General features: G+C 57.4%; 26 protein-coding genes and 1 riboswitch. Of the genes, 11 read left to right on the plus strand and 15 right to left on the minus strand.

Annotated features, from left to right (window positions below; translation table 11 throughout):
* Window positions 1-121: 121 nt before the first annotated feature.
* The gene (locus tag GYN01_RS05885; protein ID WP_048362539.1) at window positions 122-556 is read left to right on the plus strand and encodes a Z-ring associated ZapG family protein; all 435 of its coding nucleotides are present in this window, start codon (window positions 122-124) and stop codon (window positions 554-556) included.
* 114 nt (window positions 557-670) lie between these two features.
* On the opposite strand, the gene GYN01_RS05890 is transcribed toward GYN01_RS05885, so the two are convergent.
* The 5 genes from GYN01_RS05890 to GYN01_RS05910 form a co-directional block, all read right to left on the minus strand.
* Window positions 671-1387: a YiaD family glycine zipper/OmpA-like lipoprotein gene (locus GYN01_RS05890; RefSeq protein ID WP_048363014.1), complete on the minus strand. Its 717-nt coding sequence runs from the start codon at window positions 1385-1387 to the stop codon at window positions 671-673.
* 100 nt (window positions 1388-1487) lie between these two features.
* Window positions 1488-2129 carry an MBL fold metallo-hydrolase gene (locus GYN01_RS05895; RefSeq protein WP_048401300.1) on the minus strand — a complete coding sequence of 214 codons (642 nt, stop codon included), beginning with the start codon at window positions 2127-2129 and terminating at the stop codon, window positions 1488-1490.
* Between the two features lie 31 nt (window positions 2130-2160).
* Complete coding sequence (locus GYN01_RS05900; protein WP_203306719.1) at window positions 2161-3927, minus strand: DUF1302 domain-containing protein; 1767 nt, start codon at window positions 3925-3927, stop codon at window positions 2161-2163.
* A gap of 92 nt (window positions 3928-4019) precedes the next feature.
* Window positions 4020-5672 (minus strand): fatty acid--CoA ligase, encoded by a 1653-nt coding sequence (locus GYN01_RS05905; RefSeq protein ID WP_203306720.1) that lies wholly within the window; start codon window positions 5670-5672, stop codon window positions 4020-4022.
* A 105-nt stretch (window positions 5673-5777) separates the two neighbouring features.
* Window positions 5778-6407 (minus strand): LysE family translocator, encoded by a 630-nt coding sequence (locus GYN01_RS05910; RefSeq protein WP_048362535.1) that lies wholly within the window; start codon window positions 6405-6407, stop codon window positions 5778-5780.
* Window positions 6408-6487: 80 nt separating this feature from the next.
* On the opposite strand from GYN01_RS05910, the gene GYN01_RS05915 reads away from it, so the two are divergent.
* The 3 genes from GYN01_RS05915 to GYN01_RS05925 all read left to right on the plus strand — a co-directional run bounded on the left by GYN01_RS05915 (window position 6488) and on the right by GYN01_RS05925 (window position 9328).
* Window positions 6488-7453 (plus strand): 2-hydroxyacid dehydrogenase, encoded by a 966-nt coding sequence (locus GYN01_RS05915; RefSeq protein ID WP_048362534.1) that lies wholly within the window; start codon window positions 6488-6490, stop codon window positions 7451-7453.
* 30 nt (window positions 7454-7483) lie between these two features.
* Complete coding sequence (locus GYN01_RS05920) at window positions 7484-8482, plus strand: class I SAM-dependent methyltransferase (RefSeq protein WP_203306721.1); 999 nt, start codon at window positions 7484-7486, stop codon at window positions 8480-8482.
* Between the two features lie 49 nt (window positions 8483-8531).
* Window positions 8532-8653: riboswitch (yybP-ykoY riboswitch) on the plus strand.
* Window positions 8654-8743: 90 nt separating this feature from the next.
* Complete coding sequence (locus GYN01_RS05925; protein ID WP_048363013.1) at window positions 8744-9328, plus strand: TMEM165/GDT1 family protein; 585 nt, start codon at window positions 8744-8746, stop codon at window positions 9326-9328.
* A 134-nt stretch (window positions 9329-9462) separates the two neighbouring features.
* On the opposite strand, the gene GYN01_RS05930 is transcribed toward GYN01_RS05925, so the two are convergent.
* The 4 genes from GYN01_RS05930 to GYN01_RS05945 are packed head-to-tail and all read right to left on the minus strand — an operon-like array spanning window position 9463 to window position 11452.
* Complete coding sequence (locus GYN01_RS05930) at window positions 9463-10284, minus strand: M48 family metallopeptidase (RefSeq protein ID WP_048362532.1); 822 nt, start codon at window positions 10282-10284, stop codon at window positions 9463-9465.
* Window positions 10285-10329: 45 nt separating this feature from the next.
* The gene (locus GYN01_RS05935) at window positions 10330-10956 is read right to left on the minus strand and encodes an SOS response-associated peptidase (protein WP_048401309.1); all 627 of its coding nucleotides are present in this window, start codon (window positions 10954-10956) and stop codon (window positions 10330-10332) included.
* Between the two features lie 47 nt (window positions 10957-11003).
* The gene (locus GYN01_RS05940; protein ID WP_048362530.1) at window positions 11004-11264 is read right to left on the minus strand and encodes a putative signal transducing protein; all 261 of its coding nucleotides are present in this window, start codon (window positions 11262-11264) and stop codon (window positions 11004-11006) included.
* Window positions 11265-11269: 5 nt separating this feature from the next.
* Window positions 11270-11452 (minus strand): CPXCG motif-containing cysteine-rich protein, encoded by a 183-nt coding sequence (locus tag GYN01_RS05945; protein WP_048362529.1) that lies wholly within the window; start codon window positions 11450-11452, stop codon window positions 11270-11272.
* Between the two features lie 108 nt (window positions 11453-11560).
* Between GYN01_RS05945 and GYN01_RS05950 the strand changes: the two genes are divergently transcribed.
* Both GYN01_RS05950 and GYN01_RS05955 read left to right on the plus strand, forming a co-directional pair.
* Complete coding sequence (locus GYN01_RS05950; protein ID WP_193387766.1) at window positions 11561-12724, plus strand: 1-acyl-sn-glycerol-3-phosphate acyltransferase; 1164 nt, start codon at window positions 11561-11563, stop codon at window positions 12722-12724.
* 85 nt (window positions 12725-12809) lie between these two features.
* A complete protein-coding gene (locus GYN01_RS05955; protein ID WP_048362527.1) occupies window positions 12810-13016 on the plus strand; it encodes a hypothetical protein in 207 nt (68 codons plus the stop codon).
* Window positions 13017-13075: 59 nt separating this feature from the next.
* Here the strand turns inward: GYN01_RS05955 and GYN01_RS05960 are convergent, their stop codons facing one another.
* Window positions 13076-13660 carry a YajG family lipoprotein gene (locus GYN01_RS05960; RefSeq protein ID WP_048401313.1) on the minus strand — a complete coding sequence of 195 codons (585 nt, stop codon included), beginning with the start codon at window positions 13658-13660 and terminating at the stop codon, window positions 13076-13078.
* A 158-nt stretch (window positions 13661-13818) separates the two neighbouring features.
* On the opposite strand from GYN01_RS05960, the gene GYN01_RS05965 reads away from it, so the two are divergent.
* Both GYN01_RS05965 and mqo read left to right on the plus strand, forming a co-directional pair.
* The gene (locus GYN01_RS05965; protein ID WP_203306797.1) at window positions 13819-14052 is read left to right on the plus strand and encodes a hypothetical protein; all 234 of its coding nucleotides are present in this window, start codon (window positions 13819-13821) and stop codon (window positions 14050-14052) included.
* Between the two features lie 733 nt (window positions 14053-14785).
* The gene (gene mqo / locus GYN01_RS05970; RefSeq protein WP_203306722.1) at window positions 14786-16285 is read left to right on the plus strand and encodes a malate dehydrogenase (quinone); all 1500 of its coding nucleotides are present in this window, start codon (window positions 14786-14788) and stop codon (window positions 16283-16285) included.
* A gap of 92 nt (window positions 16286-16377) precedes the next feature.
* Here mqo and GYN01_RS05975 read toward each other — a convergent pair whose 3' ends face one another.
* From GYN01_RS05975 to GYN01_RS05995, 5 genes are all read right to left on the minus strand, one after another.
* Window positions 16378-16830, minus strand: a complete 453-nt coding sequence (locus GYN01_RS05975; RefSeq protein WP_048362524.1) for a hypothetical protein — start codon at window positions 16828-16830, stop codon at window positions 16378-16380.
* A 264-nt stretch (window positions 16831-17094) separates the two neighbouring features.
* Window positions 17095-17385 (minus strand): PA4642 family protein, encoded by a 291-nt coding sequence (locus GYN01_RS05980; RefSeq protein WP_048362523.1) that lies wholly within the window; start codon window positions 17383-17385, stop codon window positions 17095-17097.
* A gap of 51 nt (window positions 17386-17436) precedes the next feature.
* Window positions 17437-17931, minus strand: coding sequence for a hypothetical protein (locus GYN01_RS05985; RefSeq protein WP_048362522.1), 495 nt, complete (start codon window positions 17929-17931; stop codon window positions 17437-17439).
* A 105-nt stretch (window positions 17932-18036) separates the two neighbouring features.
* Entirely contained in the window at window positions 18037-18597 is a 561-nt protein-coding gene (locus tag GYN01_RS05990) for a response regulator transcription factor (protein WP_048362521.1), read from the minus strand.
* The gene (locus GYN01_RS05995; protein WP_048362520.1) at window positions 18590-19852 is read right to left on the minus strand and encodes an ATP-binding protein; all 1263 of its coding nucleotides are present in this window, start codon (window positions 19850-19852) and stop codon (window positions 18590-18592) included. The genes GYN01_RS05990 and GYN01_RS05995 overlap by 8 nt, the downstream gene beginning before the upstream one ends.
* Window positions 19853-20143: 291 nt before the next feature.
* On the opposite strand from GYN01_RS05995, the gene GYN01_RS06000 reads away from it, so the two are divergent.
* From GYN01_RS06000 to GYN01_RS06010, 3 genes are all read left to right on the plus strand, one after another.
* Window positions 20144-20863, plus strand: coding sequence for an SIMPL domain-containing protein (locus tag GYN01_RS06000; protein WP_048362519.1), 720 nt, complete (start codon window positions 20144-20146; stop codon window positions 20861-20863).
* 418 nt (window positions 20864-21281) lie between these two features.
* On the plus strand, window positions 21282-22907 hold the full coding sequence (locus GYN01_RS06005; RefSeq protein WP_048362518.1) for an ABC transporter substrate-binding protein: 1626 nt from the start codon (window positions 21282-21284) through the stop codon (window positions 22905-22907).
* Window positions 22908-23205: 298 nt separating this feature from the next.
* The gene (locus GYN01_RS06010; RefSeq protein ID WP_048401319.1) at window positions 23206-24804 is read left to right on the plus strand and encodes an ABC transporter substrate-binding protein; all 1599 of its coding nucleotides are present in this window, start codon (window positions 23206-23208) and stop codon (window positions 24802-24804) included.
* Window positions 24805-24823 lie beyond the last annotated feature (19 nt).

The raw sequence follows: 24823 nt of genomic DNA on the forward strand, positions 1-24823 counted from the left end.
CAAATTGGGTCGACTCGTCTAGCTGATAGATTCTGTCTGACATATTTGCGAGTGCATCGCGGTATACAGCGCAGGTCCGAGCCGTTAACGTAAAGCAAAGCCGTTTATAGAGGAAGGACTCGTGGAACACTCGCTCTTGATTTGGTTGTTGCCGACTCTCGCCTTGGTTGCAGGTGTCGCCATAGGTTTTCTGGTCGCTCGTTTGCTGCCCAATGCCGCGCCTAACCGCACGCAGCGCCAGCTAGATGACATCCAGGAACGTTTTGACAGTTATCAAAGTGAAGTGGTTACCCACTTCAACAGCACCGCCAATCTGGTGAAAAAACTCACGCAGAGCTATCAGGAAGTGCAAGACCACCTCGCCGAGGGCGCCAACCGCTTGGCCCTGGACGAGCAGACTCGCCAACGCCTGCTGGCCGCACTGCACTCCGAAGCGCCTCAACCGCACCGCGAGCGTCTTACCCCGCCGCACAGCTCAGAGCCGCCGTTGGATTACGCACCAAAAACCCCGAACGCCCCCGGCATGCTCGACGAGCATTACGGCCTGAAGAAGTAATTCATCCGGCAAAGCGTTCAACAAAAAGCCCCGCGACCTCATAAAGATCGCGGGGCTTTTTGTTGTTCACTTTTTGTGGCCGCAGCCTCAGGCAGCGGCTACAAAGCACGAACCTTATGGGTACTGCTGGACTTGACCCTGCTGCTGGTAGTTCATGCCTGGAATCGGCGCCAGGGTGATCTGCACCCGACGGTTTTGCGCGCGGCCATCCGGTGTGGCGTTGCTGGCAATCGGGTCCGCCGGACCTTTACCCGTAACTGACAGGTACTGACCGCTGACACCCTGAGACGTCAGGTAGGTCGCTACGCTTTGCGCACGCTGCTGAGACAACTGCATGTTGAAGTTGTAGTTACCCGTGCTGTCGGTGTAACCCACAATCTGAATCTGTTGCTGGTTGTTGAGCTGCTTGAGCGAGTTGGCCAGGCTATTGAGTGGCTGATAAAAGCTTGGCGAGATGTTCGCAGAACTGGTCGCAAAGGTGATATTGCCCGGCATTACCAAGGTGATGTTGTCACCTTGGCGCTGCACCTCAACCCCGGTATTGGCCATGCTTGCGCGCAATGCGGCTTCTTGCTTGTCAGCGTAGTAGCCATAACCGGCAGCCCCCAGGCCCGCCACCGCAGCACCGATCAAAGCCCCCTTGCCACGGTTGTTGTGGTCGATGGCCGCACCCGCGACAGCACCGGCCAATGCCCCCAGACCACCGTATTTGGCAGTTTTGCTCATACCAGAAGACGCCTGACCTTGATTGTCATACGGGTTAGGCGAGGCGCAGCCAGCCAGCAACGCAACAGCACTTGCGGCCACAATCAAACGACGCGAAATAAACATGGTGAAGCTCCTACTCAATACTTTCTGGAGGCAAAGGCCGTTGGCAATGGAACTCTGTTGGCGTTTGAACACGACCAACGGTAAAAATTCCATCTATTTCTCAAGCGCGTACAAACGGGTTGTCGCGCATTTCATCGCCCAGGCGAGTGTCGGGGCCATGGCCTGTAATCACTGTGGCGTCTTCGTCCAACGTGTACAGACGTTGCTTGATGGAACGTACGATAGTTGCCTGATCGCCACCCCACAAATCGGTTCGCCCTACCCCACGCCGAAATAACGTATCGCCCGCAATCAGCAATTTCGCATCGGCAAACCAAAAGCTCATGGAGCCGGGCGTATGTCCCGGTGTGTGCAGTGCGACACCACAGCCGCAAGCCAATTCTTCATCGTCTGAAAGCCAGCGATCCGGCGCGGGTACCGGCGTGTAGGGAACGCGAAACAACTCGCACTGCATCTTTAGGTTGTCCCACAAAAACTGGTCGTCCTTGTGCAGGTGCAACGTCGCGCCGGTCTTCTCCTTAAGCTGGCCAGACGCCAGAAAATGATCCAGATGCGCGTGCGTGTGAATGATGCTGACCACCTTCAACCCGTGTTTCTCAAGCCGCGCCAAGATCAATTCATGATCGCCACCCGGATCGATCACAATTGCCTTTTTAGTCAGCGGATCGCCGATGATCGTGCAGTTGCACTGCAACGGGCCGACGGGGAAGGTGTCGCGGATCAGGGCAGTCGCAGCATTCATGATTCACATATCCACAGCAGATTAAAACGGTTCAAAACTTCACCCCGACACTCAATGCCATGAAGTCGCGGTCGCTCAACGTGTTGTAGCGCCCGCCAAAGAAATTAGTGTACGAGAGGCTGCTGGTGTAGGTGTTCTGGTATTGCGCATCAACGCCCACACTCACCGCTTTACGACCCTCTTCGAAGGTAGCAGACGGTCCGGGCGAGTAGCCGCTCACATCGTGGGACCACGCCACGTTCGGCTTGAGATTAATGCCCGGCAACACGCTGTTGTATTCCCACACAGCCCGTGCGCGATAGCCCCATGCGTTGGCGGTGGTAAAACCATCGTCACCCGCCTGCCCGAACACCGGATCGCGGCCGTAGCGCGCGTCTGAGCGGCTTTCGAGCCCGCCAACGTGGGTGATACCGACTTCGCCAATCAGAATCAGCCGATTGGCACCCATCGCATTGTCCAGAATATGGGTCAGCGATGTCTGAAACTGGGTGATCTCTTTACGCCGATAGCCCGCCGTATCACCTCCCGCTGTCACGCTCAGGGGCGATGCATCCGCCAAGCCTGGGAGCAGCGTCACGTTGGCGTACAACAAATCGTCGGTATTGAGTTGCACAGGCGCGTTGGGGCGATAGCTCAACTCACCTTTCCAGGCCGTGCCTGTGGATAAGGTGGTGGCGAAACTCACGCCGTACAAGCGGATGTCTTCAGGGTACTCAACGTAGTAACGGGCGTTGCCCGCCACGACCATCGGTGCTAAACCACCCGCAGCTGTCGCGGCGTTGTAAACCGACTGAGGGGCTGCACGCCCGCTGATGATCGGGTCGCGGCTGTGATAGTTCATGAAGAAGGCGCCGAACTCGGTGTCCAACGGGTCAACCAGGTAGTGCAGGGCCAGACCGAACTGGCCACTGTTGCGTGCATTGCGATCAGCGTCGCGGCGCACCAGTACGCCTTCGCCGTTGACATCGACACCCACCGACGTCAGCGCCGCCAAATCAGCCACATCCAAAGCCGAGCGCTTGCTCATTACCCGGTAATTAGCGCTGCAACCATCAGCGATCACGTCCGACTGAGAGAAAAACGTGCCGCAGTTGTCGACCTCCGACTGCTCCCAATCCAGTTGATAGAACCCCTCAACCGACAGTCTGTCCGTGAGGTTCTGCGAGAGGTAAAAAAGATTGACCGGCACCAGACCGTCTTTGTATTCAGTCCCCGGCCGACGATAGGCCGCCATCTGCGTCGGGTTGATAGCATTTATACCGCCGCCGATAAACGCGCCTTCACCCCAGTTGACCACTTGCTTACCCAAACGCACGGCGCCTGGCTGATCGGCAATGACATAGTTGTGGTACACGAACGCGTCGAGCCACTGCGCGCCAGCCGACTGCGCTGATGCCTTGCGCCCCCTGTCACTGATGTCTTTGAATGGGCGGCTGTCATCTTGCAGTTCGAAGTCGTACCAATACTTGCCGCGAACATAAAGACCGCTGTCGCCGTACTTCAACTCCAGGCCGTGAACACCCATCAACACTTTGGAGAAGGTTTCGCCGCGATGGAAATTAAGACGGCCATCGTCCGAGATCTGCGAATGACCGGTGCCACCGTTGTTGGCGCCGATCAGCGAATGATCGGCCTTGGCAGTGGACCAACTGGCGCCGATCGACAACTCGGAATCCAGCTGAACCTCGACATCGCCCACATTGAAACTCACGCCCCAGGCAGGCCCGGCGAGCGTCGCGGCGAAACTGACTGCCAGTGGCAGTTGGGCTCGGCGCCAGAACCGGTGGACTGAGGGCATTGATACTTCTCCGTGGGTACGTCGCAATAAGCCCGCAAGGATGAAGGAAAACCAGATTTTGACAAGATCAACGGTGACGCAGCACGCAGCGGCTAGGCAAACGAGGTCAATTGCCCCCGAATACGTTTTTTATCCAGCTTGCCGACGCTGGTTTTAGGGATTTCATCGACCAGCGCCAGGCTGGCCGGAATCGCCCACGGGCGGATCGTACCTTCGTCAACAAAGGGCTGGAGGTGCACTTTGAGCATCGCCGCGTCGAAATCAGCTTTGGCGGCCACGACCAGCATCGCCACCGGTCGCTCGCCCCACTGCGCATCCGGCACCCCGACCACAGCCACTTCACGCACGGCCGGGTGACGGCTGATCAGGTCTTCCAGCTCAAGCGATGACACCCATTCGCCGCCGCTTTTTATGACGTCTTTGATCCGGTCACGGATGTCGATTTCGCCCCGACTGTCGAGGGTCGCCACGTCGCCGGTGTGCAGCCAGCCTTGCGCCCACAATTGCGCGCCTTTCTCGGGTTCATGCAAATAGCTGCCGGTTAACCAGGGTGCGCGCAGCACCAATTCACCTTGAGTTTCGCCATCGTGCGGGAGAAACCGCCCCTGCTCATCAACGATGCCCACTTGCACCAATGGCCCGGGCACCCCGGCACGTATTCGGTGGCTAATGCGCTCTTCGGTTGAACCGGCCCAAGCCGCGTCGTCCAGGTGCGCGCAAGACACCAGCGGCCCGGATTCGGACATGCCATAAGCCCCGGTCAACTCGATGCCGCGAGCCTTGGCCGCGCGGTACAGGGTGCGACTCAAAGCACTGCCGCCGACAATAATTTTCCACCCCTTGAAGTCGGTGCCCTGCGCGCCTTGGGCGTTAAGCAACATTTGCAAAATGGTGGGCACGCAATGAGAAAACGTCACCTGCTCGCGACGCCACAATGCAAGCAACTGTTCAGGTTCGTAACGCCCCGGATACACCTGTTTAAGCCCCAACATTGTCGCCAGATACGGCATGCCCCACGCATGCACATGGAACATCGGGGTGATCGGCATGTACACATCGCTGCTACCCAACAGACGCTCAGCAGGCACGCTGCCCAGGATCGTCGAAACACCCAGGGTGTGCAGCACTAACTGGCGATGAGTGAAATACACCCCCTTGGGATTGCCAGTCGTGCCGGTGGTGTAAAAGGTCGTGGCTACCGAGTTCTCGTCGAAGTCTTCGAAGGCATAGTCAGGGCTGGCCGCTGCCAACAGTTGCTCGTATTCGCCAACGCAATCAGGCAACTGAGCCACCATCTGCGGGGTGTCGGTCAACAGCAGGGTTTTCTCGACGGTCAATAATTGCGGGGCGATGGACTGATACAGCGCGACGAAATCACTGTTGACCAGCACAAAGCGGTCTTGCGCGTGGTTCATCGTGTAGAGGATTTGTTCGGGCGATAAACGTACGTTAATGGTGTGGACCACCGCGCCAAGCATCGGGATAGCAAACATGCACTCAAGGTAGCGATGGCTGTCCCAATCCATGACCGCCACCGTGTCGCCCGCCTTGACCCCGGCGCGGGTCAGTACATTGGCCAACCGGGCAATGCGTTCGTTGAGCGTGCCGTAGGAGTAACGGCGCTGGTCGCGATAAACGATTTCACGCGAGGCTTCGTAGCGGCGCCCCGACCACAACAATTGCTTGATCAGTAGAGGAGCTGCATACGCCGCTGGCGTAGGCGCAATAACGCGAGTCTGCAACATGAATGCCCCCCAATGAGTGAACGATCAACGTCGTCTTGGGGATAACTCTAGTCGCTCGCGAAAAAAACCCAATCATTCACAACCGTGATTGGGTTTCAAAACACGTCAGTTCATTTCGGTAAAGGCCAGTTTCACGCCCAGCGCGACCAGCACTGCGCCCATGGTGCGGTCAAACCAATGCCCCATACGTGCAAAACCGGTGCGCACGCGCTGATGGCTAAACAGCATTGCCACCATGCAAAACCACAGCCCTGTGGCAACTGCCAGATACACGCCGTACCCCGCCTGAATCGACAACGGCGTGTGCGGGTTGATGACCACGGTGAACAACGACAGGAAGAACAATGTGGCCTTGGGGTTCAAACCATTGGTCACAAAGCCCGAGGTAAAGGCGCCGCGTGCGGTGCGCTCACCCACCGGCAGGGCCGTGGCCAGCGCCGCCGGGTCGGCCGGTTTGGCCCGCAGTGCCTTGATACCGATGTACAGCAGGTAAGCGGCTGCCAGCCATTTCAAGGCGTTAAACAACACAATCGACTGCGACACAATGATGCCGATACCCAGCAGCGAGTACCCCACATGGACAAAAATCGCCGTGCCCACTCCGAACGCCGTAAACATGCCCGCGCGACGACCGTGGGTCACACTTTCACGCACGACTACGGCAAAATCCGGCCCTGGGCTGGCCACCGCCAACAGGTGAATCAGGGCGACGGTCAAGAATTCTGTCCAATACATGCACGGCTCCATTACAAATTGTTTCTTCTGATAGTCTCGCCACATTACGCCTTCATTTCACAGTACAAAAGGTACAGTTGATGACGAACACTCACCGCGCCGTATTCCTCGATCACCCCTCACTGGACCTGGGTGATCTTGACCTCAGCCCCCTGCGCCAGTGTTTCAATACGTTGCAGTTGTACACCGATACGACGCCAGCCAACGTGGTCGAACGCTTGCAAGGTGCCAGCGTCGTCATCAGCAATAAAATCCTGCTGAACGCCGACACCCTCGCCCAGTGTCCGGACCTGAAGCTGATTTTGGTCGCCGCCACGGGCACCAACAACGTAGACCTTGAGGCGGCCCGGGCGCACGGCATGGTTGTCGCCAACTGCCAGGGTTACGGCACGCCCTCTGTGGCACAGCACACCTTGATGTTGCTGCTGGCACTGGCCACGCGCGTCATCGACTACCAAAAAGCCGTGTCCGCAGGTGAGTGGCAAACCGCCAAACAATTCTGCCTGCTGGACTTCCCGATTGTTGAACTAGAAGGTAAAACCCTCGGCCTGTTCGGTCATGGGGAGCTGGGCAGCGCCGTGGCAAAACTGGCCGAAGCCTTTGGCATGCGGGTTTTGCTCGGGCAGATCCCGGGCCGCCCTGCTCGCCCCGATCGTCTGGCGCTGAACGAATTGCTGCCTCAGGTCGATGCCGTGACCTTTCACTGCCCGCTCAATGAGCACACGCGTCACTTTATCGGCGCCCCGCAGTTGGCATTGCTCAAGCCCGGCGCCTTCGTCATCAACACGGCGCGCGGCGGCATGATCGACGAACAGGCCCTGGCCGATGCCTTGCGCAGTGGCCATTTAGGCGGCGCTGCCACCGACGTGTTGAGTGTTGAACCACCACGCGACGGCAACCCGTTGCTGGCGGCTGACATCCCGCGCCTGATCATTACTCCGCACAGCGCCTGGGGCAGCCGCGAAGCCCGACAGCGAATCGTGGGGCAATTAAGCGAAAACGCCCAAGCGTTCTTCAACGGTACAGCGCTGCGGGTCGTCAGTTGATAAACTGCGCCCCTTTTTGAGGAGCAGATTATGGATCCGCGCAGTGAAGTACTGCTTCGCCAGCCCGAATACTTTCAAGGTGAGGTGCTGTTAGTCGGCCTGCCGCCGGACGATTTGCTGGGCCAGCTGCCCAATGCTCACGGTTGGTGCTGGCACGCAGGCGATCAAACCGCACTGGACGCCCGCTTTGCCGGGCGCGTGCACTTCGGGGTTGAATTAGCCGAGCGCTCATTTGACACCGCCGTGGTGTTTTTGCCCAAGTCCAAAGAACTGAGCGACTACGTCCTTAACGCCGTGGCCGCCCGTTTGCCCAATGCCGATGTGTTTTTGGTGGGTGAAAAGAAAGGGGGCATTGAAGGCGCCTCCAAACAGCTGGCAGCGTTCGGCAAGCCGCGCAAACTCGACAGCGCACGGCATTGCCAACTGTGGCAAGTCACCGTGGACACCGCACCCGCCGCTCCTGTACTGGCCCAACTGGCGCAACATTACGAGCTGCCGCTGGCCGAAGGTCCGCTCAACGTCGTCAGCTTGCCGGGCGTGTTCAGCCACGGCCGTCTGGACCGTGGCAGTGCTTTGCTGCTCGAAAACCTCGACAAACTGCCCAGCGGCCATGTGCTGGACTTCGGCTGCGGCGCGGGTGTGCTAGGCGCCGCCGTCAAACGTCGCTATCCGCACAACACTGTCACGCTGCTCGACGTGGATGCATTCGCCACCGCCAGCAGCCGTTTGACATTGGCCGCCAATGGCCTGGAAGCCGAAGTGATTACCGGCGACGGTATCGATGCGGCGCCGATGGGTTTGAACTCAATTTTGAGCAACCCACCGTTCCATGTCGGCGTCCACACGGACTACCACGCCACCGAAAACTTGCTGAAAAAAGCGGTCAAACATCTGAAATCAGGTGGCGAACTTCGGATTGTTGCCAACAGCTTCCTGCGCTACCAGCCCCTGATCGAAGAGCATTTTGGCGCCTGCGCGGTCAAGGCCCAAGGCCAGGGATTTCGGATTTACAGCGCAAAGCGTCGATAAGACGATTTGAAAAACAAGGCTTGCCGGATCGGATTTGCATAGGCAGAATCCGCTCCGTCCTAGGGGAGTAGTCTCCTCTGAGCTTCACGCTCATCCGGCATACGTCAACATACTTGGTCAACAGACCATGGCGTATGCGACCCAGGTGTCCGCACAGACGGACCGGGGTTTGACAAGACCTATGACACGAACACCTTACCCGGGGCGGGAAGGCTGTACGTGTCATAGCCGTGTCGACCCGCCCCTGGAAACCACCTGATGATGCTCGACTCCTTACTTGTTCCAACTGCAATCGTTGCCTTGGCCGAAATCGGCGACAAGACGCAACTGCTCGCACTCATTCTCGCTGCGCGCTTTCGCAAGCCCTGGCCCATTATTGCTGGCATCGTGGTCGCGACCCTGGCCAACCATGCGGCGGCGGGTGCTGTTGGCGCCTGGTTCAGCACCTTCTTCAGCGATGCAATGCTGCACTGGATTCTTGCGGCGAGCTTTACCGCCACCGCCTTGTGGACGTTGGTGCCGGACAAGATGGACGACGACGAAGCCAGTACTGCACGCAAGTACGGCCCTTTCGTGACCACCCTGATCACTTTCTTCATTGCTGAAATCGGCGACAAAACCCAAGTGGCAACCGTCATGCTTGCGGCGCAGTACCCCGATTTGTGGCTGGTGATTATCGGCACCACGCTGGGCATGCTGATTGCCAACGTGCCAGTGGTATTGGCGGGTAATTTTGCGGCCGACAAACTGCCGCTGACCCTGATCCGTCGCCTGGCGGCGGGTGCGTTTGTCGTCTTGGCTGCCGTGGCGGTGTACAAGGCCATGGTGATCAGTGGCTGGGTTTAAGCGCCCGACGTGAAATCAGCCCTCACCCTACCCCTCTCCCAAAAGGAGAGGGGACTGATTGGGGGTGTTTCAAATCTTCAGCGGGCGACAAACGTTGCGTAATCCACAGTTTCAAACACCCCTCACCCCAGCCGTTACTGGGTTTTCGGCGCCTGTTGATAAAGCGGCATCACCTTGGGAATCGCCGCTTCCAATGCTGCAATCCGGCTGCTGGACGCCGGGTGAGTGCTCATGAATTCAGGGGGCGCGTTCTGCGACTCCTGCGCCATTTTCTGCCACAAGGTGATCGCAGCGTTCGGGTTGTAGCCCGCACGAGCCGCCAACTCAAGACCGATCAGATCCGCCTCGTTTTCGTTGCTGCGGCTGTTAGGCAAGGTCAGGCTGTAATTCACCACGGTATCGGCTAATTGCATGCTGTCTTGCCCCAAGCCCAACAACGCGCCCGCCCCCTGCTTGGCGATTTCAATACCATAGGCTTTGGACATGGACTCGCGACCGTGTTCGCGCAAGGCGTGAGCAATCTCATGACCCATGATCGCGGCGATTTCATCGTCGCTCAGCTTGAGCTGATCAATGATCCCGCTATAAAAGATGATTTTGCCGCCAGGGCCGCAGTTGGCGTTGAGTTCATCACTCTTGATCAGGTTGACCTCCCAATCCCATTGCGCAGCATCCGGGCGAAACGCCGGTGCCTGGGCAATCAGTCGGTTAGCGATGGCTTGCAAGCGTTTAGCGTTGGCGCCGGTTTTGTCCAATGCGCCTTTGGTGTTCGCCTCGCTGACCGTTTGCTGGTACGACTGCGCGTACATCTGATCGACCTGCTGGCTGGAGAGCATGCTGAACATGTATTGCTTGCGCTCAACCCCGACCGCACCCGCCTTGGTCGTATTGACCGCCTGACACCCGCCGAGCAACAGCCCTGCGCCGATCACGCACACTACCGCTAACTTACCCATCACGACTCTCCATAAAGATGGCGCGTATCGTAGCAGACACACCCGTCAACCCGGCGTCAGACATTCCGGTGCATTGAGCTTGGGATCATTGACCAGGTTGGCCAACGGCCGCTCACGCAGCGCCGATTGCGGGCTGGCCAGCAGGGCTTGCAACACATGCAGCGGGGTTTCGGGGTCCAGCCACGCACGCTGGCCGTCTTCGTCCAGAATCAACGGCCGCCGCTGACTGGCGGCCGCCTGAGTGATGACCGCGGTGCTCAACCACTCGTGACCTTCCACCGGATAGGCTTCCCAAATCGCCGCAAAAAACAGCGATGCACCTTCACCCGGTGTCAGCCAATACGGACGCTTACGCGTGGTACCGCGCCACTCATAAAAGCCGTTGGCCGGCAGCAGACAGCGACGCTGACGAAAGGCATCGCGAAACATGGGTTGTTCGACCAGGGTCTCCGCGCGCGCATGCGCAGGCGTGCGGGACAGGTCGGTCAGCCAGGCCGGGGTCAGGCCCCAACGCGCGCGGGCCAACGTGCGCTGATCCGGCTGCACCCCCGCCCGCAGGATCAATACCGAGTCATTGGGCGAAATATTCCACTGCGCTTGCTGATCCGTCGGAAAACCGGGCAAAGCTGCAAATGCAGGATTCCAACGAAACAGAGCAAAACGTCCACACATGGGCCAGCACAACTCTTCTATATAGATAGCGGTGAAAAAGCGGTCTTTTAACAGACCAGCACATCCGGAAAACTCTCGGGTTCGTCGTCCGCTACGGGTGAGGCCGCATTGTACGCATCGATCAGCTCGCGCGCGTAAAGCGCTTGATCGTCGGCCACCGCCAAGCCCAGCAGCCCCAACGCCGGCAACTCGCCCATCCCGCCCACCAGATCACTTCCCTGAATGCTGGCAGACACGCCTTCACTGGCGAGCATGCCCGACAACAGCTCGGCTTCCATCAAGCTTTGCGGCTCATAAATGCGCTGCATGGCCGTTACTCGTTCTCAGTGCGCACATCGAGCATCCACTCACCATCGTGAATCTGAAGCGTGAAGAGGATTGGCCGACAACACACAGGGCAGTCTTCAAAGTAGGTTTGATCACCACCGGACAGATCAAGCACCGCTTCTACCGGCTCACCGCAATAAGGGCAGTTGTAGTGTTCGGTTTCAAGCATCGCGGTCTCCAAAGTAACTTGTGCGTATAATCGCCGGTCTATTTGCAGGGCTATTATTTTTGGCCTGCCTTGTTTACTTACCTTAGCCGTTTCCAACAAGAGAGCATGATGGGCCAATTCGATACCATCCGACCTTACGACGACGCCGAAGTCCCAGCAGTGCTGGCCCGGCTGCTCAGCGACAAGGCGTTTCTAGATATCCTTACCCACTTTCGCTTCCCGCGTCTGGCTGGCGCTTTCGGCTGGCTGTTAAAACCTCTTATAGCGCATCGACTGCAAAAAGAGTTCGCAAGGATTAACTCTGTCGCCTCGTTACAAGACAAGGTCGCGGTCTACGTCGATCGCACGATTGAACACGCAACCGACGGTGTGACCTATAGCGGCGTTGAAAACTTGAAGTCGGGCACCGCCTATCTGTTTTTGGCCAACCACCGCGACATCGTGATGGACCCGGCATTCGTCAACTACGCGGTGTACCACGCGGGCCTGCCGACGCCGCGCATCGCCATCGGCGATAACTTGCTGCAAAAACCCTTTGTCAGCGACCTGATGCGCCTGAACAAGAGCTTCATCGTGCACCGCTCGATCACCGGTCGCCGCGAAAAACTCGCGGCTTACCAATTGCTGTCGGCGTACATCAACCATTCGATCCGCAACGATGGTGTGTCCATCTGGATTGCTCAAGCCGAAGGCCGTGCAAAGGACGGTGACGACCGCACAGACTCGGCAATCCTCAAGATGTTTCACATGAGCCGTAAAAGCGAACCCTTCGGCGAGGTCATTCAATCACTGAACATGACCCCGGTGTCGATTAGCTATGAATACGACCCGTGTGATCAGGCCAAAGCGCGTGAACTGTACATCCGCGCCACAACCGGCACGTACAGCAAGGCACCGGGCGAAGACGACACTAGCATCGCCAACGGCATCACCGGCTACAAAGGCCGGGTACACATAAACTTCGCAGCGCCGATCACTGATGTTTTCGAAGACAGCAAACTGCTGGCCGCCGAAATGGATTGTCAGATCCTGACGGGATACCGACTGTTCCCGGCGCATTACCTGGCCTACGCGCAATGGGCTGAGGCTGACCCGCAATTGCAGGTGCCTGTGGCGAGCGACGTGTTCCCCGCCGATGAGTTGGCCAAGGCCCAACAGGAATGGCAACGCCGCCTGGACGCCTGCCCCGTAGAACACCGCCCATACCTGGTGCTGCAATATGCAATGCCGGTACGCAACCAATACCGCATCAAGGCTGGTCTGGTGCTTTAATCTCCCCCCCTTAAAGTGTGCTGTCACCGTATCGTCATCTAGAGAGGTCACTCTGTGGCCCCTCTAGACCGACACGGAGCTTGTCATGCTGCACGCCGAAAACCAGGACCACCTTTATCGCATTACGCCCAACGATGAACAGCAGGCGCTGATCGAAGGTTTAGCGTTCAACGTTCAGGATCGTCACTGGCTGGTGTATTGCGCGCTGAGTGGGCACACCCATGCGGACCTGCCCGAACTGGATATGCTCACCGGCGTCAGTCAACTTGAGTTGTATGCGCAAGCTGCCTGAACCCTGCGCGCACAAAAAAGCCCGAACTCGGCGAGTTCGGGCTTTTTGCTGTTGAACGGTTACTCGCCCAGCAGACGACCTACCGACGGGTCTTTAAACACGCGGGTCAGGGCATCGCTCAGTACATCGCTCACCAGTTTGGTATTGGTTTCCTGATTCGGAGCCATACCGAAGCGCTGGTCCAGGGACGCGCCATAACGACCACTGTAGGTGCGGCCGCCATTCTTCACGTCAGAACGGAAGGTTGCGCCAATGGTCGCTTCAGTCACGTACATCGAGTCCTTTGGCGACTGATACTTCAGCTCAGCCAGGGTCACGGTCAGTTGCGGGGCATTCATCGCATTGGCCGTCGGGGTGTAGCCCAACAAACGCACAGCGGCTTCAGCCTGGGCTTGCAGTTTTGGGAGCAGGTCCGCACTGCTGACACTGATGGCGCTGGTCTCAGGGTACATGCCACCGCGCGTGCCCAAGGTTGGGGATGGACGCCCATCCACCACACGCACAACCACAGGCTGACCGCGACCGACAGGTGCGAGCTGCGTGGTCAGTTTTGGTTGCGGGCTAAGTTGTTGCGGGCTGTGGGCGCAGCCGACCAGGGTCAAACTGGTCACAGTGATCAAACCGAACAACAGGCGTTGCAACATGCTCATCTCTCCAGGACTGGGTAAAACCGGCCGCCAGTATAGCGGTGCTGCGCACCTGTGAACCAGCCGCTTGCTGTCACGGGTCTGTCATGGCCGATACATCAGTGCGTCACGTCTGCGTGGCACTGTTCTACACATTCACTCAAGAGGTACTTGCCATGAGCTGGCTAGGGTTGTTGCTGAGCGTTACTCGACCACATCGCTGCTTTGTACGTCTGGATGCATCAGGCCGCTGCCAGGCCTTTAAACACTGCATAAAGCCTCCGGCTGGCGACAACTGGGTCGAAATTGAAGAAGTTCGCCTCAATTGGTTGCACCAGGTATTACCCGCTAACGCCCGCGTGGCCCCGCCTGCAACGCGCTCAAGGGTGCGACCGCTGTTAGGTGTTTGACTCAAACACCAATAAAAGTCATTTAACAGGATCAATTGCCCGCGTTTCTTCGCTACAATCTCCCCCCGATTATAAGGACGTCTCCTGATCGGGCCTCGCAACACCGCTAATACGCGTGTATTGGCACCCCAAACCGCCCACAGAGAGCCGCCCACACAGATTGTGTAGAGCCGGCGCGCTTGCTGTTGATCGTGCACACCCCTCTAAACAATCTGTAGAGCTGCCATGCTGCTCGGCCACTGCGTTCGCCCGTTTTGCCGCACCTGTATTGCAGGTCGTTCACGGGTTTGGTGCCAGGCATGCGGCAGCCCTTTTTTGAGGTTCACGTCTTCAAAAGAGCGTGAAAAAAACGGGTTTTCACAACTTCACAAGAGTGTGGCGAGCAAATGAAAAGTTTTGCGTCTGAACATGCACCATTAGCGTCTGTTACTGCCCCATCCAGCAGGTTCGAAGTCAGCTTTACCGCACAAGACTGAAACCTGTCCGCCTTACGGATTTGGTTGCACAAACGGACGCTCTTGACCTTAAGTCGAATTGCCTCCGGCACCCTGAAATGCGTTCATATGAACCTTCAAGGCCCGGTTGGTGGCGTCCGCTGAAGCAGCAAGCAATTGCGATGAATCGGACATGGCGATCCTGGCCACGCGTGACCTGAGGCTCTATCTGATCCACGCCTCGGAACACCTGGCAGCTATGCCGTCAATTTGGTGCCGTAGATTTTGGAGACGCGTTAATGGCGCATAACGAAGCAGTCGATGTAGTACTGGTTGGAGCGGGCATCATGAGTGCCACCCTCGCCGTACTGCTCAAAGAGCTCGACCCCGGCATGTCGCTGGAAGTAGTAGAGCAAATGGACTCAGGCGCTGCGGAGAGTTCCAACCCGTGGAACAACGCTGGCACCGGCCATGCCGGACTGTGCGAATTGAACTACACGCCGCAAGCGGCTGACGGTTCGATCGACATCAAAAAAGCGGTGCATATCAATGCACAGTTCGAAGTCTCGAAACAGTTTTGGGCCTATTTGGCGCAACAAGGGACGTTCGGTTCGTGCAAATCCTTCATTAGCCCAGTGCCTCACCTGAGCTACGTGCAAGGCGAAAAAGGTGTGTCCTTCCTGAAAAAACGTTTTGAAGTGCTGAGCAAGCACCATGCGTTTGCCGACATGGAATACACCGAAGACAAAGCCAAAATGGCCGAATGGATGCCGCTGATGATGCCGGGCCGCCCTGCGGACGAAGTCATCTCGGCGACCCGTGTGATGCACGGCACCGATGTCAATTTCGGCGCCCTGACCAAGCAATTGCTCAAGCATCTGGCCAGCGCTCCCGACACCCAGATCAAATACAGCAAGAAAGTCACCGGCCTCAAGCGCAATGGCAGCGGCTGGACCGTGAGCATCAAAGACATCAACAGCGGCAATACGCGCCACATTGATGCCAAGTTTGTGTTCTTGGGCGCCGGTGGCGCGGCCTTGCCGCTGCTGCAAGCCTCGGGCATCGAAGAAAGCAAAGGTTACGGCGGCTTCCCGGTCAGTGGCCAATGGCTGCGTTGCGACAATCCGCAGGTGGTCAAGCTTCACCAGGCCAAGGTTTACAGCCAGGCCGCTGTGGGTTCGCCACCGATGTCAGTGCCGCACCTGGACACCCGTGTGGTGGATGGCAAAAAGTCGCTGCTGTTCGGGCCGTATGCCGGTTTCACCACCAAGTTCCTCAAGCACGGCTCCTTCCTTGACCTGCCGATGTCGATCCGTTTGGGCAACATCGGCCCCATGCTCGCCGTCGCTCGCGACAACATGGACCTGACCAAGTACCTGGTTAGCGAAGTGCGCCAATCGATGGAACAGCGCCTCGAATCCCTGCGTCGCTTTTATCCACAGGCCAAAGCCGAAGACTGGCGTCTTGAGATTGCGGGCCAACGGGTTCAGATCATCAAAAAGGACCCGAAAAAAGGCGGTGTGCTGCAATTTGGTACTGAGCTGGTGGCGGCCAAAGACGGCTCGCTGGCCGCGCTGCTGGGCGCCTCCCCCGGCGCCTCGGTGACGGTTTCGATCATGCTTGACCTCATTGAACGCTGCTTCGCGCAACGAGCTACAGGCGAATGGGCCACCAAGCTCAAGGAGATTTTCCCGGCACGGGAAAAAACCCTGGAGACAAACGCCGAGCTGTACCGCGAAATCAGCACACGTAATTCGCAACTGCTTGAGCTGGTTGAACCGAGCAACAGCATCGCATAAGGCCGCTTGATGTAAGCAGCCCACAAAGCCCTCGCCCCTTTTTGGAGCGAGGGCTTTTTTTGCACCGCAAAAGCGCATGACAGGCGCAACGCCTATTTCATGGTGAACAACACCCGGCTGCCGCCATTACTGACAAAGTCATCGTCGTCTGTGATTGCGATCAAATCGGCCTCACACACGCTCGCAACCTGACCCATAGACTTGGCATGAACCCGACGATTTAGGTGGGCGCTTCCCGACACAAGGTGACTGAAGCTGAACCCGCACACGCGCTCCCCTTGTTGATAGCTAAACGATTCATTGCCCCGCGACTGCGGCAGGTAATAGGTCAACTCCTGGCTGTGCCCCGGCTCAATCACAAAGTCATGTCCCGTCGCCTGCGTGTTGTCGAGCCACGAGAAATCTTTGCCCGGTGAGATCGCTGCGGACGTCGCATTATGAATCTCGACCTCCAGTATTTCGTCAATGGCCAGCGCGGCCGAACCCAGCCCGCCAAGCAGCAGACCCAAAAAAAGGCGGGCCAAAAAATCCGGGAATCGTTTCATGGTAGAAGTCCTTTTCAGTAGAGGGGCTCATCGTCCTGATGAGCGGTTAACAGGCTAACTGTCGATTTGAGTATTGTTCGCCCACGCAAAAGCACCCCGCCGCAAACGGTGCAAGCGACGTGGGATGGGTCTTTAAACACTAGAGGGAATAAGCGCGGAGGCATCCGGCGGCAACGCCGCCGTCAAATCAAGTCACGCATGCTGAAAAAACACGCAGGTGAAGTTGACGATGGCTGTGCAATCGGATGTCGCCTTAGGCAACGGCTACGCGTTGCGAGCAGTCTCGATCAGTTGGATATAGTCGGCCGCGTTGCGCTGGTCCTTGATGATGTCGACGAAGGTTTGGCCGTGTTCGTCTTTGCCATCCAGGTCGTAGCCCGCTTCTTTGAAAAAGGTCAGGAAACGCTCGAAATCATCAATACGCAAACCACGGTACGCTTTGACCAGCTTATGCAGCGAAGGTGAAGTGGCGTCCACAGGCTCGAAGTCGAGGAACAGCTTGATCTGTTCATCGCCAATCTCATCACCAATCAACTGCTTCTTATCTTTACGCATGTCCGACTCCAGCTTGCTGATACTTCACGGGGCACGCAGTTTACCCAAGGCTCAGCGCGCGCGCACGCTGGCGGTGTGCAAGTCGGCCCAGATATGACCATTGGCGTACGTCAGAAACTGGCAATAGAGCGTGTCGTTACGCAGCAAGTCCATGACCACCCGATACTGGGCGACCGGGTACGACAGCGTCAGGGTTTTGGTCTTACTGTCGAAGGCGGGTTTTTTCAGGCTTTTACTTTCACCATCGAACGAGATCAACACTTCACGCACTGTGGCGCCCTGACTCATCGGCTTGCCTTTCAAGCGCACCCACAGTGGCGACGTCACCGGAATCGGCTGTTGATTGGACTGGCGCTGGCTGCCCACCACCACGGAATAAGAGGTGACCAGCATCAGCTGTTGCTGCTCGGGTTTCTCGGTGCGCAATTGCAGGTCATCGGCAGGCAAAAACTGCGCATGCAAAGGCGAAGTGCTGACGGGTGCGGCCGCCAAAGGCAGACTGGCCACCAACACAAACGAGGCAACACAACGGGTTAAACGGCTCATGACCAGCTCCGAGAGACGAAGCCAGCACTCTAGCATGGGCTCGCGCCTGTAAACCGGTCAGCGCGACCGGTTTCACAGAGGCGTACAACCTGAGTGCAGGTTGACTCAGCGGCGCACGGGGCGCTTTTGCAATTTGCGTTGCAAGGTCCGGCGGTGCATGCCCAATGCGCGGGCAGTGGCGGAGATATTGCCTTCATGCTCACCCAGTACGCGCTGGATGTGTTCCCACTGCAAGCGGTCAACCGACATGGGGTTGTCCGGCACCAGCGCATCCAGATCGGCGTGCTGGCTCAGCAGTGCCGCGAGCACGTCATCAGCGTCGGCAGGTTTGCACAGGTAGTTGCAGGCGCCGCGCTTGATGGCCTCAACAGCGGTGGCGATGCTCGAATAACCGGTGAGGATCACCACGCGCATTTCCGGGTCAAGTTCCAGCAATTTCGGCAGCAAAACCAAGCCCGAATCGCCGTCCATTTTCAGGTCCAGCGCGGCATAGTCAGGAATGTCTTGCTGGGCCAGAGTCAGCCCTTCTTCGGCAGAGCCTGCGGTGCTCACGCGAAAACCGCGTCGGCTCATGGCGCGTGCCATCACGCGGGTGAACGTGGCGTCGTCGTCAACCAGCAGCAAATGCGGCAGCTCTTCGCCTTCGACCAGAATTTCTTCACTCATTTTCGTTTCCTCGGGCGACACGGGGCAGGCGCAGCTCGGTGAGCGTGCCGCCTTCCTCATGACTGTAGAGTTTTACCGAGCCACCGGCGCGTGTCACGCTGGCTTTGCTCAAGAATAGGCCCAGGCCGAAACCTTTGCCCTTGGTGGTAAAAAAGGGTTTGCCAATTTGTTCGGCGATGGCCAACGGAACACCTGCACCGTGGTCACGAATACTGATGGTCAAATCCACGGCGTCCCAATCCACGGTCACTTCAAGCCCTTCCGGGCAGGCATCCGCCGCGTTATTGAGCAGGTTAAGCAGCGCCTGGGTTAAATCGGGCGGCGGTGCCAGACGCGGGATCGGCGCATGGCCCAGGCACTGAAAGCGATACGTCGCTTCGGGCCGCATCAAATGCCAGCGATTGAGTGCTTCATCCAGCCATTGAGTGACGTCCTGCACCTCAACCGCCAGACGACGATTGGCTTCGGCTGCGCGCACCAATTGTTGCAAGGTTTGCTTGCACAGCTGGACCTGGTCTTGCAGCACGCTCAGGTCGTCTTGCAAGTCTGGATCAGGGTGTTCGCGGCGCATCTCTTTGATCAGCACACTCATGGTCGACAACGGTGTACCCAGCTCGTGAGCAGCGCCAGCGGCTTGGGTGGCCACGGCCAAAAGTTGCTTGTCTCGCAGACCTTCTTCACGGCGCAAGGCTCGCAGCTCCTCTTGACGACGCAGCTCTTCGGCCATTTTGGCGGCGAAGAACGTGATCACGGCAGCCGACAAGGCAAAACTCAGCCACATGCCGTAGATCTGTAGTTTTTCGCGGAAAAACGCAACGGTGTCCAGGGGATAGGACTGCACCAGCAGCAAGGTGTACAGCGCCAGCGCGATCCCGGACAGCACCACCGAAAACCGCCACGGCAGCGTGACCGCTGCAATGGTCAGCGGCACCAGGTAATACGAAACAAACGGGTTGGTGGAGCCGCCCGAAAAATACAGCAAGGCACTGTGGATAAACAGATCACAGGCCAGTTGCAACGCGTATTCCAACTCGGTCACCGGCCACGTGGTACGCAACCGGATCGCGGTAAAAGCACACAACAGCATCGAGCAGCCGAGGGTCACGCAGAGCTGAAACCAGGGCAGCGGCAACAAATCAAACAGGTAGGCGATCCCCACCGAACCCGCTTGAGCAGCGAGCACCAAGGTGCGGATAAGCGTAAGGCGCCAGAGGTTCTGACGTGTCGCAGACATTAACTGTACGGGGGCGAGCATGAGCTCTCCTGATGAGCGCTCCAGGCGGATCGCCGGGAGTATAACCAAGCTGATGGCACCACAGGCAAACGTGCGGCAATGAGCCACAGTGTTTTTTTACAGAATACGGCTACTCACGCGCCTGATGTGAGCGGACAACCCCGTCCATGCCTTCACGAACCCTGGCGCCTTGACACCTGGGTATATGTATCAAAAATGTAATCGGGCGAACTGAAACCCATGTATTAGAGTCTTATTGCTCAGACGCAGGCCTGCATGACCACACCTGCGTACCTCACCCAAGGAGCCTTCATGTCTATGTTCCCTCGCACTGCCGCCCTTCTGACCCTGAGCATTGGCGCACTGGCCAGTCTGCCCGCGCTGGCCGCCGATGACCTGCATTACAACCAGATCTCGTTGCGCGCCGAAGCCAGCCAGGAAGTGCCACGCGACCTAATGATCGTGACCTTGTACACCGAAGCGCAAAACACCGACGCCGCCAAGCTGGCCGCAGAAATCACCACCGCCATGAACAAGGCGATTGGCCAGGCCAAGCAGGTTAAAGACGTGACGTTGCGCCAGGGCAGCCGTAACAGCTACCCGATCTACGACAACAAAACCCAAAAGATCACGGGCTGGCGTGAACGCGCCGAACTGCGCCTGGAAAGTGCAGACTTCGCAGCCCTGTCCAAGCTCACCGGCGACCTGATGCAAACCCTGAAAATGGGCAACATGCAGTTCGCGGTCGGTAACGCTGCGCGCAAAACCAGTGAAGACACCCTGCTCAAAGATGCCGTGAATGCGTTCAAGGCCCGCGCACAACTGGCCACCGATGCGCTGGGCGGCAAGGGTTACAAAATCGTCAACCTGAACCTCAACAGCAACGGTTATCCGCAACCCTACATGCGCAGCGAGATGATGATGAAAGCCGCTTCTGCTGACATGGCGGCGGCACCCACCCCAGACGTTGAGGCGGGCACCAGCGAAGTCAGCATGAGCGCTGACGGTGTGATTGAAGTGCAAATGCAATAACGCCCTTCCCCCCCTTGAACAAGCCCCTGAAGCGGCAGCGCTCCAGGGGCTTTTTCGTAGGCGAAAAAGGCCTAAGACGCGTCTGAAGCAATATAAAGATATGACTTACACGGTGAATCTCTATCAGCTGACATCTTTTCAAGGCGAGAGTCTAGATAAGTAACACCTCTGACCTAAAACAGTGCAACCGGTGACTCCATAGCGGTAAAAGCTGTAACGAAATGCTTCAAAAATCGGCGCGCAAACGATCAAATGCGTCATAAATTACATAAATGCGACATTCCTGTACGATCGTTCCACGAAAATTGCGTTCAACGGCCAACACATCTTGCATTGGGTATAGGCCGTGCATAAGTATCGCCGGGTCGACTCACAAGGTCGCCCTCACACCAAAAATGACAAAAATCATGAGGCCACCATGTTCAAACACGCGGTCATTCCGTTTTTAGTGGGTGCCAGCCTGCTGGCAAGTGCACCTTTCGCTCACGCAGCGACCAACCTGGTGTTTTGCTCTGAAGGCAGCCCAGCCGGTTTTGACCCGGGCCAATACACCACCGGTACCGACTTCGATGCGTCGGCCGAAACCATTTACAACCGCCTGAGCCAGTTCGAACGTGGCAGCACGCAGGTTGAGCCTGGCTTGGCGACGAGCTGGGATATCTCCCCAGACAACTTGACCTACACCTTTCACCTACGTGACGGGGTCAAATTCCACACCACGCCGTACTTCACGCCTACACGCGATTTCAACGCAGATGACGTGCTGTTTACCTTCAACCGCATGCTCGATAAAGACATGCCGTTCCGTAAGGCTTACCCCACCGAATTCCCTTATTTCACCGACATGGGCATGGATAAAAACATCGCCAAGGTGGAAAAACTTGACGACAAAACCGTCAAGTTCACCCTGAACACCGTTGATGCTGCGTTCATCCAGAACATGGCCATGCACTTCGCGTCTATCGAGTCGGCTGAATACGCCGATAAATTGCTCAAGGAAGGCCGACCGGCTGACATCAACCAAAAGCCGATTGGCACCGGGCCGTTTGTCTTCAAGAGCTATCAGAAAGACTCCAACATCCGTTACACCGGTAACAAAGATTACTGGAAGCCCGAAGACGTCAAAATCGACAACCTGATTTTCGCCATCACCACCGATCCGTCGGTGCGCATCCAAAAGCTGAAAAAGAACGAATGCCAGGTCACGATTTACCCGCGCCCTGCTGACCTCGCCGCCCTGAAAGCCGATAAAGCCCTGCAGATGCCTGATAAACCGGGCTTCAACGTGGGTTACATCGCTTACAACGTGATGGACAAGGTCAAGGGCAGCAACGAGCCTAACCCGATGGCCCAGCTCAAGGTGCGCCAGGCACTGGACATGGCCGTCAACAAACAGCAAATCATTGATTCGGTGTACCAGGGCGCTGGCCAACTGGCCGTCAACGGCATGCCGCCAACGCAATGGTCCTACGACGACACCATCAAAGATGCACCCTACAACCCTGAAAAAGCCAAAGAGCTGCTCAAAGAAGCAGGCATCAAGCCCGGCACAGAAATCACCCTGTGGGCCATGCCGGTACAACGCCCGTACAACCCCAACGCCAAGCTGATGGCCGAAATGCTGCAATCGGACTGGGACAAGATCGGCATCAAGGCCAAGATCGTCACCTACGAATGGGGCGAGTACATCAAGCGTTCCAAAGGCGGGGAAAACGGCGCGATGTTGATCGGCTGGAGCGGTGACAACGGTGACCCGGACAACTGGCTCGGCACCCTGTTCGGTTGCGACGCCATCAATGGCAACAACTTCTCCAAGTGGTGTAACCCCCAGTTTGACGCGCTGATCAAGGCGGCCAAAGCCACCACCGACGTGGCCGAACGCACCAAGCTCTACAAACAGGCGCAACACCTGCTCAAAGATCAGGTTCCGATGACACCTATCGCACACTCGACGGTGTATCAGCCGATGCGCAGTAACGTACAGGACTTCAAAATCAGCCCACTCGGTCTGACGTCCTTCTACGGCGTTGGCATCAGCAAGTAAAAAGGACCGGTGAATGCGGCCTGTATGCCGCATTCACTTATCTGCCAGGACGGCGGAAATCCCCTTCATCCTTAAGCCACTCTGTACTACAGATAAAGCTATAGGACGCCGAGACATTTCCTACGCACCTGTCAGGCCCGACGCATTTACGGCGGCTCTTTGACCTCTTAACGTCTTTGAGCCACCTGCGAACAGCGCCGGGAGTCAAACCGTAGTGGATGGTATCGACGCCTTGAGTGTGTTGGCCCGTACGTGCAGCACTCAGGACACAAAAACAAGAAAAAGGACTCGGAACGCTATGCGTAATCCTCTGGTTTTATCGGTTCTGCTCAGCGCTGGCGTCCTTGCCGGCAGCCCCTTGGCCCATGCCGCCAACAGCCTGGTGTTCTGCTCCGAAGGCAGCCCGGCAGGCTTTGACACCGCGCAATACACCACCGCCACCGATAACGATGCGGCCGAACCGATTTACAACCGCCTCGCCGAGTTTGAAAAAGGCGGCACCGCAGCAGGGCCGGCACTGGCCACCCGCTGGGACATTTCCGAAGACGGCCTGACCTACACCTTCCATCTGCGTCCCGGAGTGAAGTTTCACACCACTAAATGGTTTACCCCGACCCGCGATTTCAACGCCGATGACGTGCTGTTTACCTACAACCGCATGCTCAATCGTGACCACCCGTTTCGTAAGGCGTACCCCACCGAGTTCCCCTACTTCAGCAGCATGAGCCTGGACAAAAACATCGCGCGCGTTGAAAAAACCGACCCGATGACGGTTGTCATCACGCTCAACTCGGTCGACGCCGCGTTCATCCAGAACATCGCCATGAGCTTTGCCTCGATTTTGTCGGCCGAATACGCCGACCAGTTGCTCAAGGAAGGCAAGCCCAGCGACATCAACCAAAAGCCGGTGGGCACCGGGCCTTACGTGTTTCAGCGTTATCAAAAAGACTCGAACATCCGCTACGCGGCCAACAAGGACTATTGGGACCCGAGCCAGGTCAAACTCGACAACCTGATTTTCTCGATCAACACCGACGCCTCGGCACGCATGCAAAAGCTGCGTAAAAACGAGTGCCAGGTCTCGCTCAACCCACGTCCGGCCGACGTTGCCAGCCTCAAGCAAGACCCCAAACTTCAGGTCATCGAAAAGCCCGGTTTCAACCTCGGTTACATCGCCTACAACGTGCGGCATAAACCCTTCGACCAGCTTCAGGTGCGTCAAGCACTGGACATGGCCGTCAACAAAGACAGCATCCTGACCGCCGTGTATCAGGGCGCGGGGCAGAAAGCAGTCAATGCCATGCCGCCCACCCAGTGGTCGTATGACGACACCATCAAAGACGCGCCCTACAACCCCGAAAAAGCCAAAGAGATGCTCAAGGCTGCCGGGGTCAAGGAAGGCACAGAAATTACCCTGTGGGCCATGCCCGTACAGCGTCCATACAACCCCAATGCCAAGCTGATGGCCGAAATGCTGCAATCGGACTGGGGCAAGATCGGGCTTAAGGTCAAGATCGTCAGCTACGAATGGGGCGAGTACATCAAACGCACCAAAAATGGCGAACATGACATCAGCCTGATTGGCTGGACCGGTGACAACGGTGACCCGGACAACTGGCTCGGCACGCTCTACAACTGCGACGCGATTGGCGGCAACAACTACTCCATGTGGTGCAACAAGGAGTACGACACCCTGGTCAAGAACGCCAAGATCGTGACCGACCGCGATCAGCGCACGGTGCTCTACAAGCAAGCCCAGCAGCTGCTCAAGCAACAAGTGCCGATCACACCCATTGCCCACTCCACGGTTAACCAGCCGCTGAGTGCCAAAGTGCAGGGTTTTACCGTGAGCCCGTTTGGCCGTAACGCCTTCTCCGGCGTGAGTATCGACGACTAACCCTTATCCCGCGTTTGTC

This window comes from Pseudomonas weihenstephanensis, from assembly GCF_016812185.1.
GTDB lineage: Bacteria > Pseudomonadota > Gammaproteobacteria > Pseudomonadales > Pseudomonadaceae > Aquipseudomonas > Aquipseudomonas weihenstephanensis.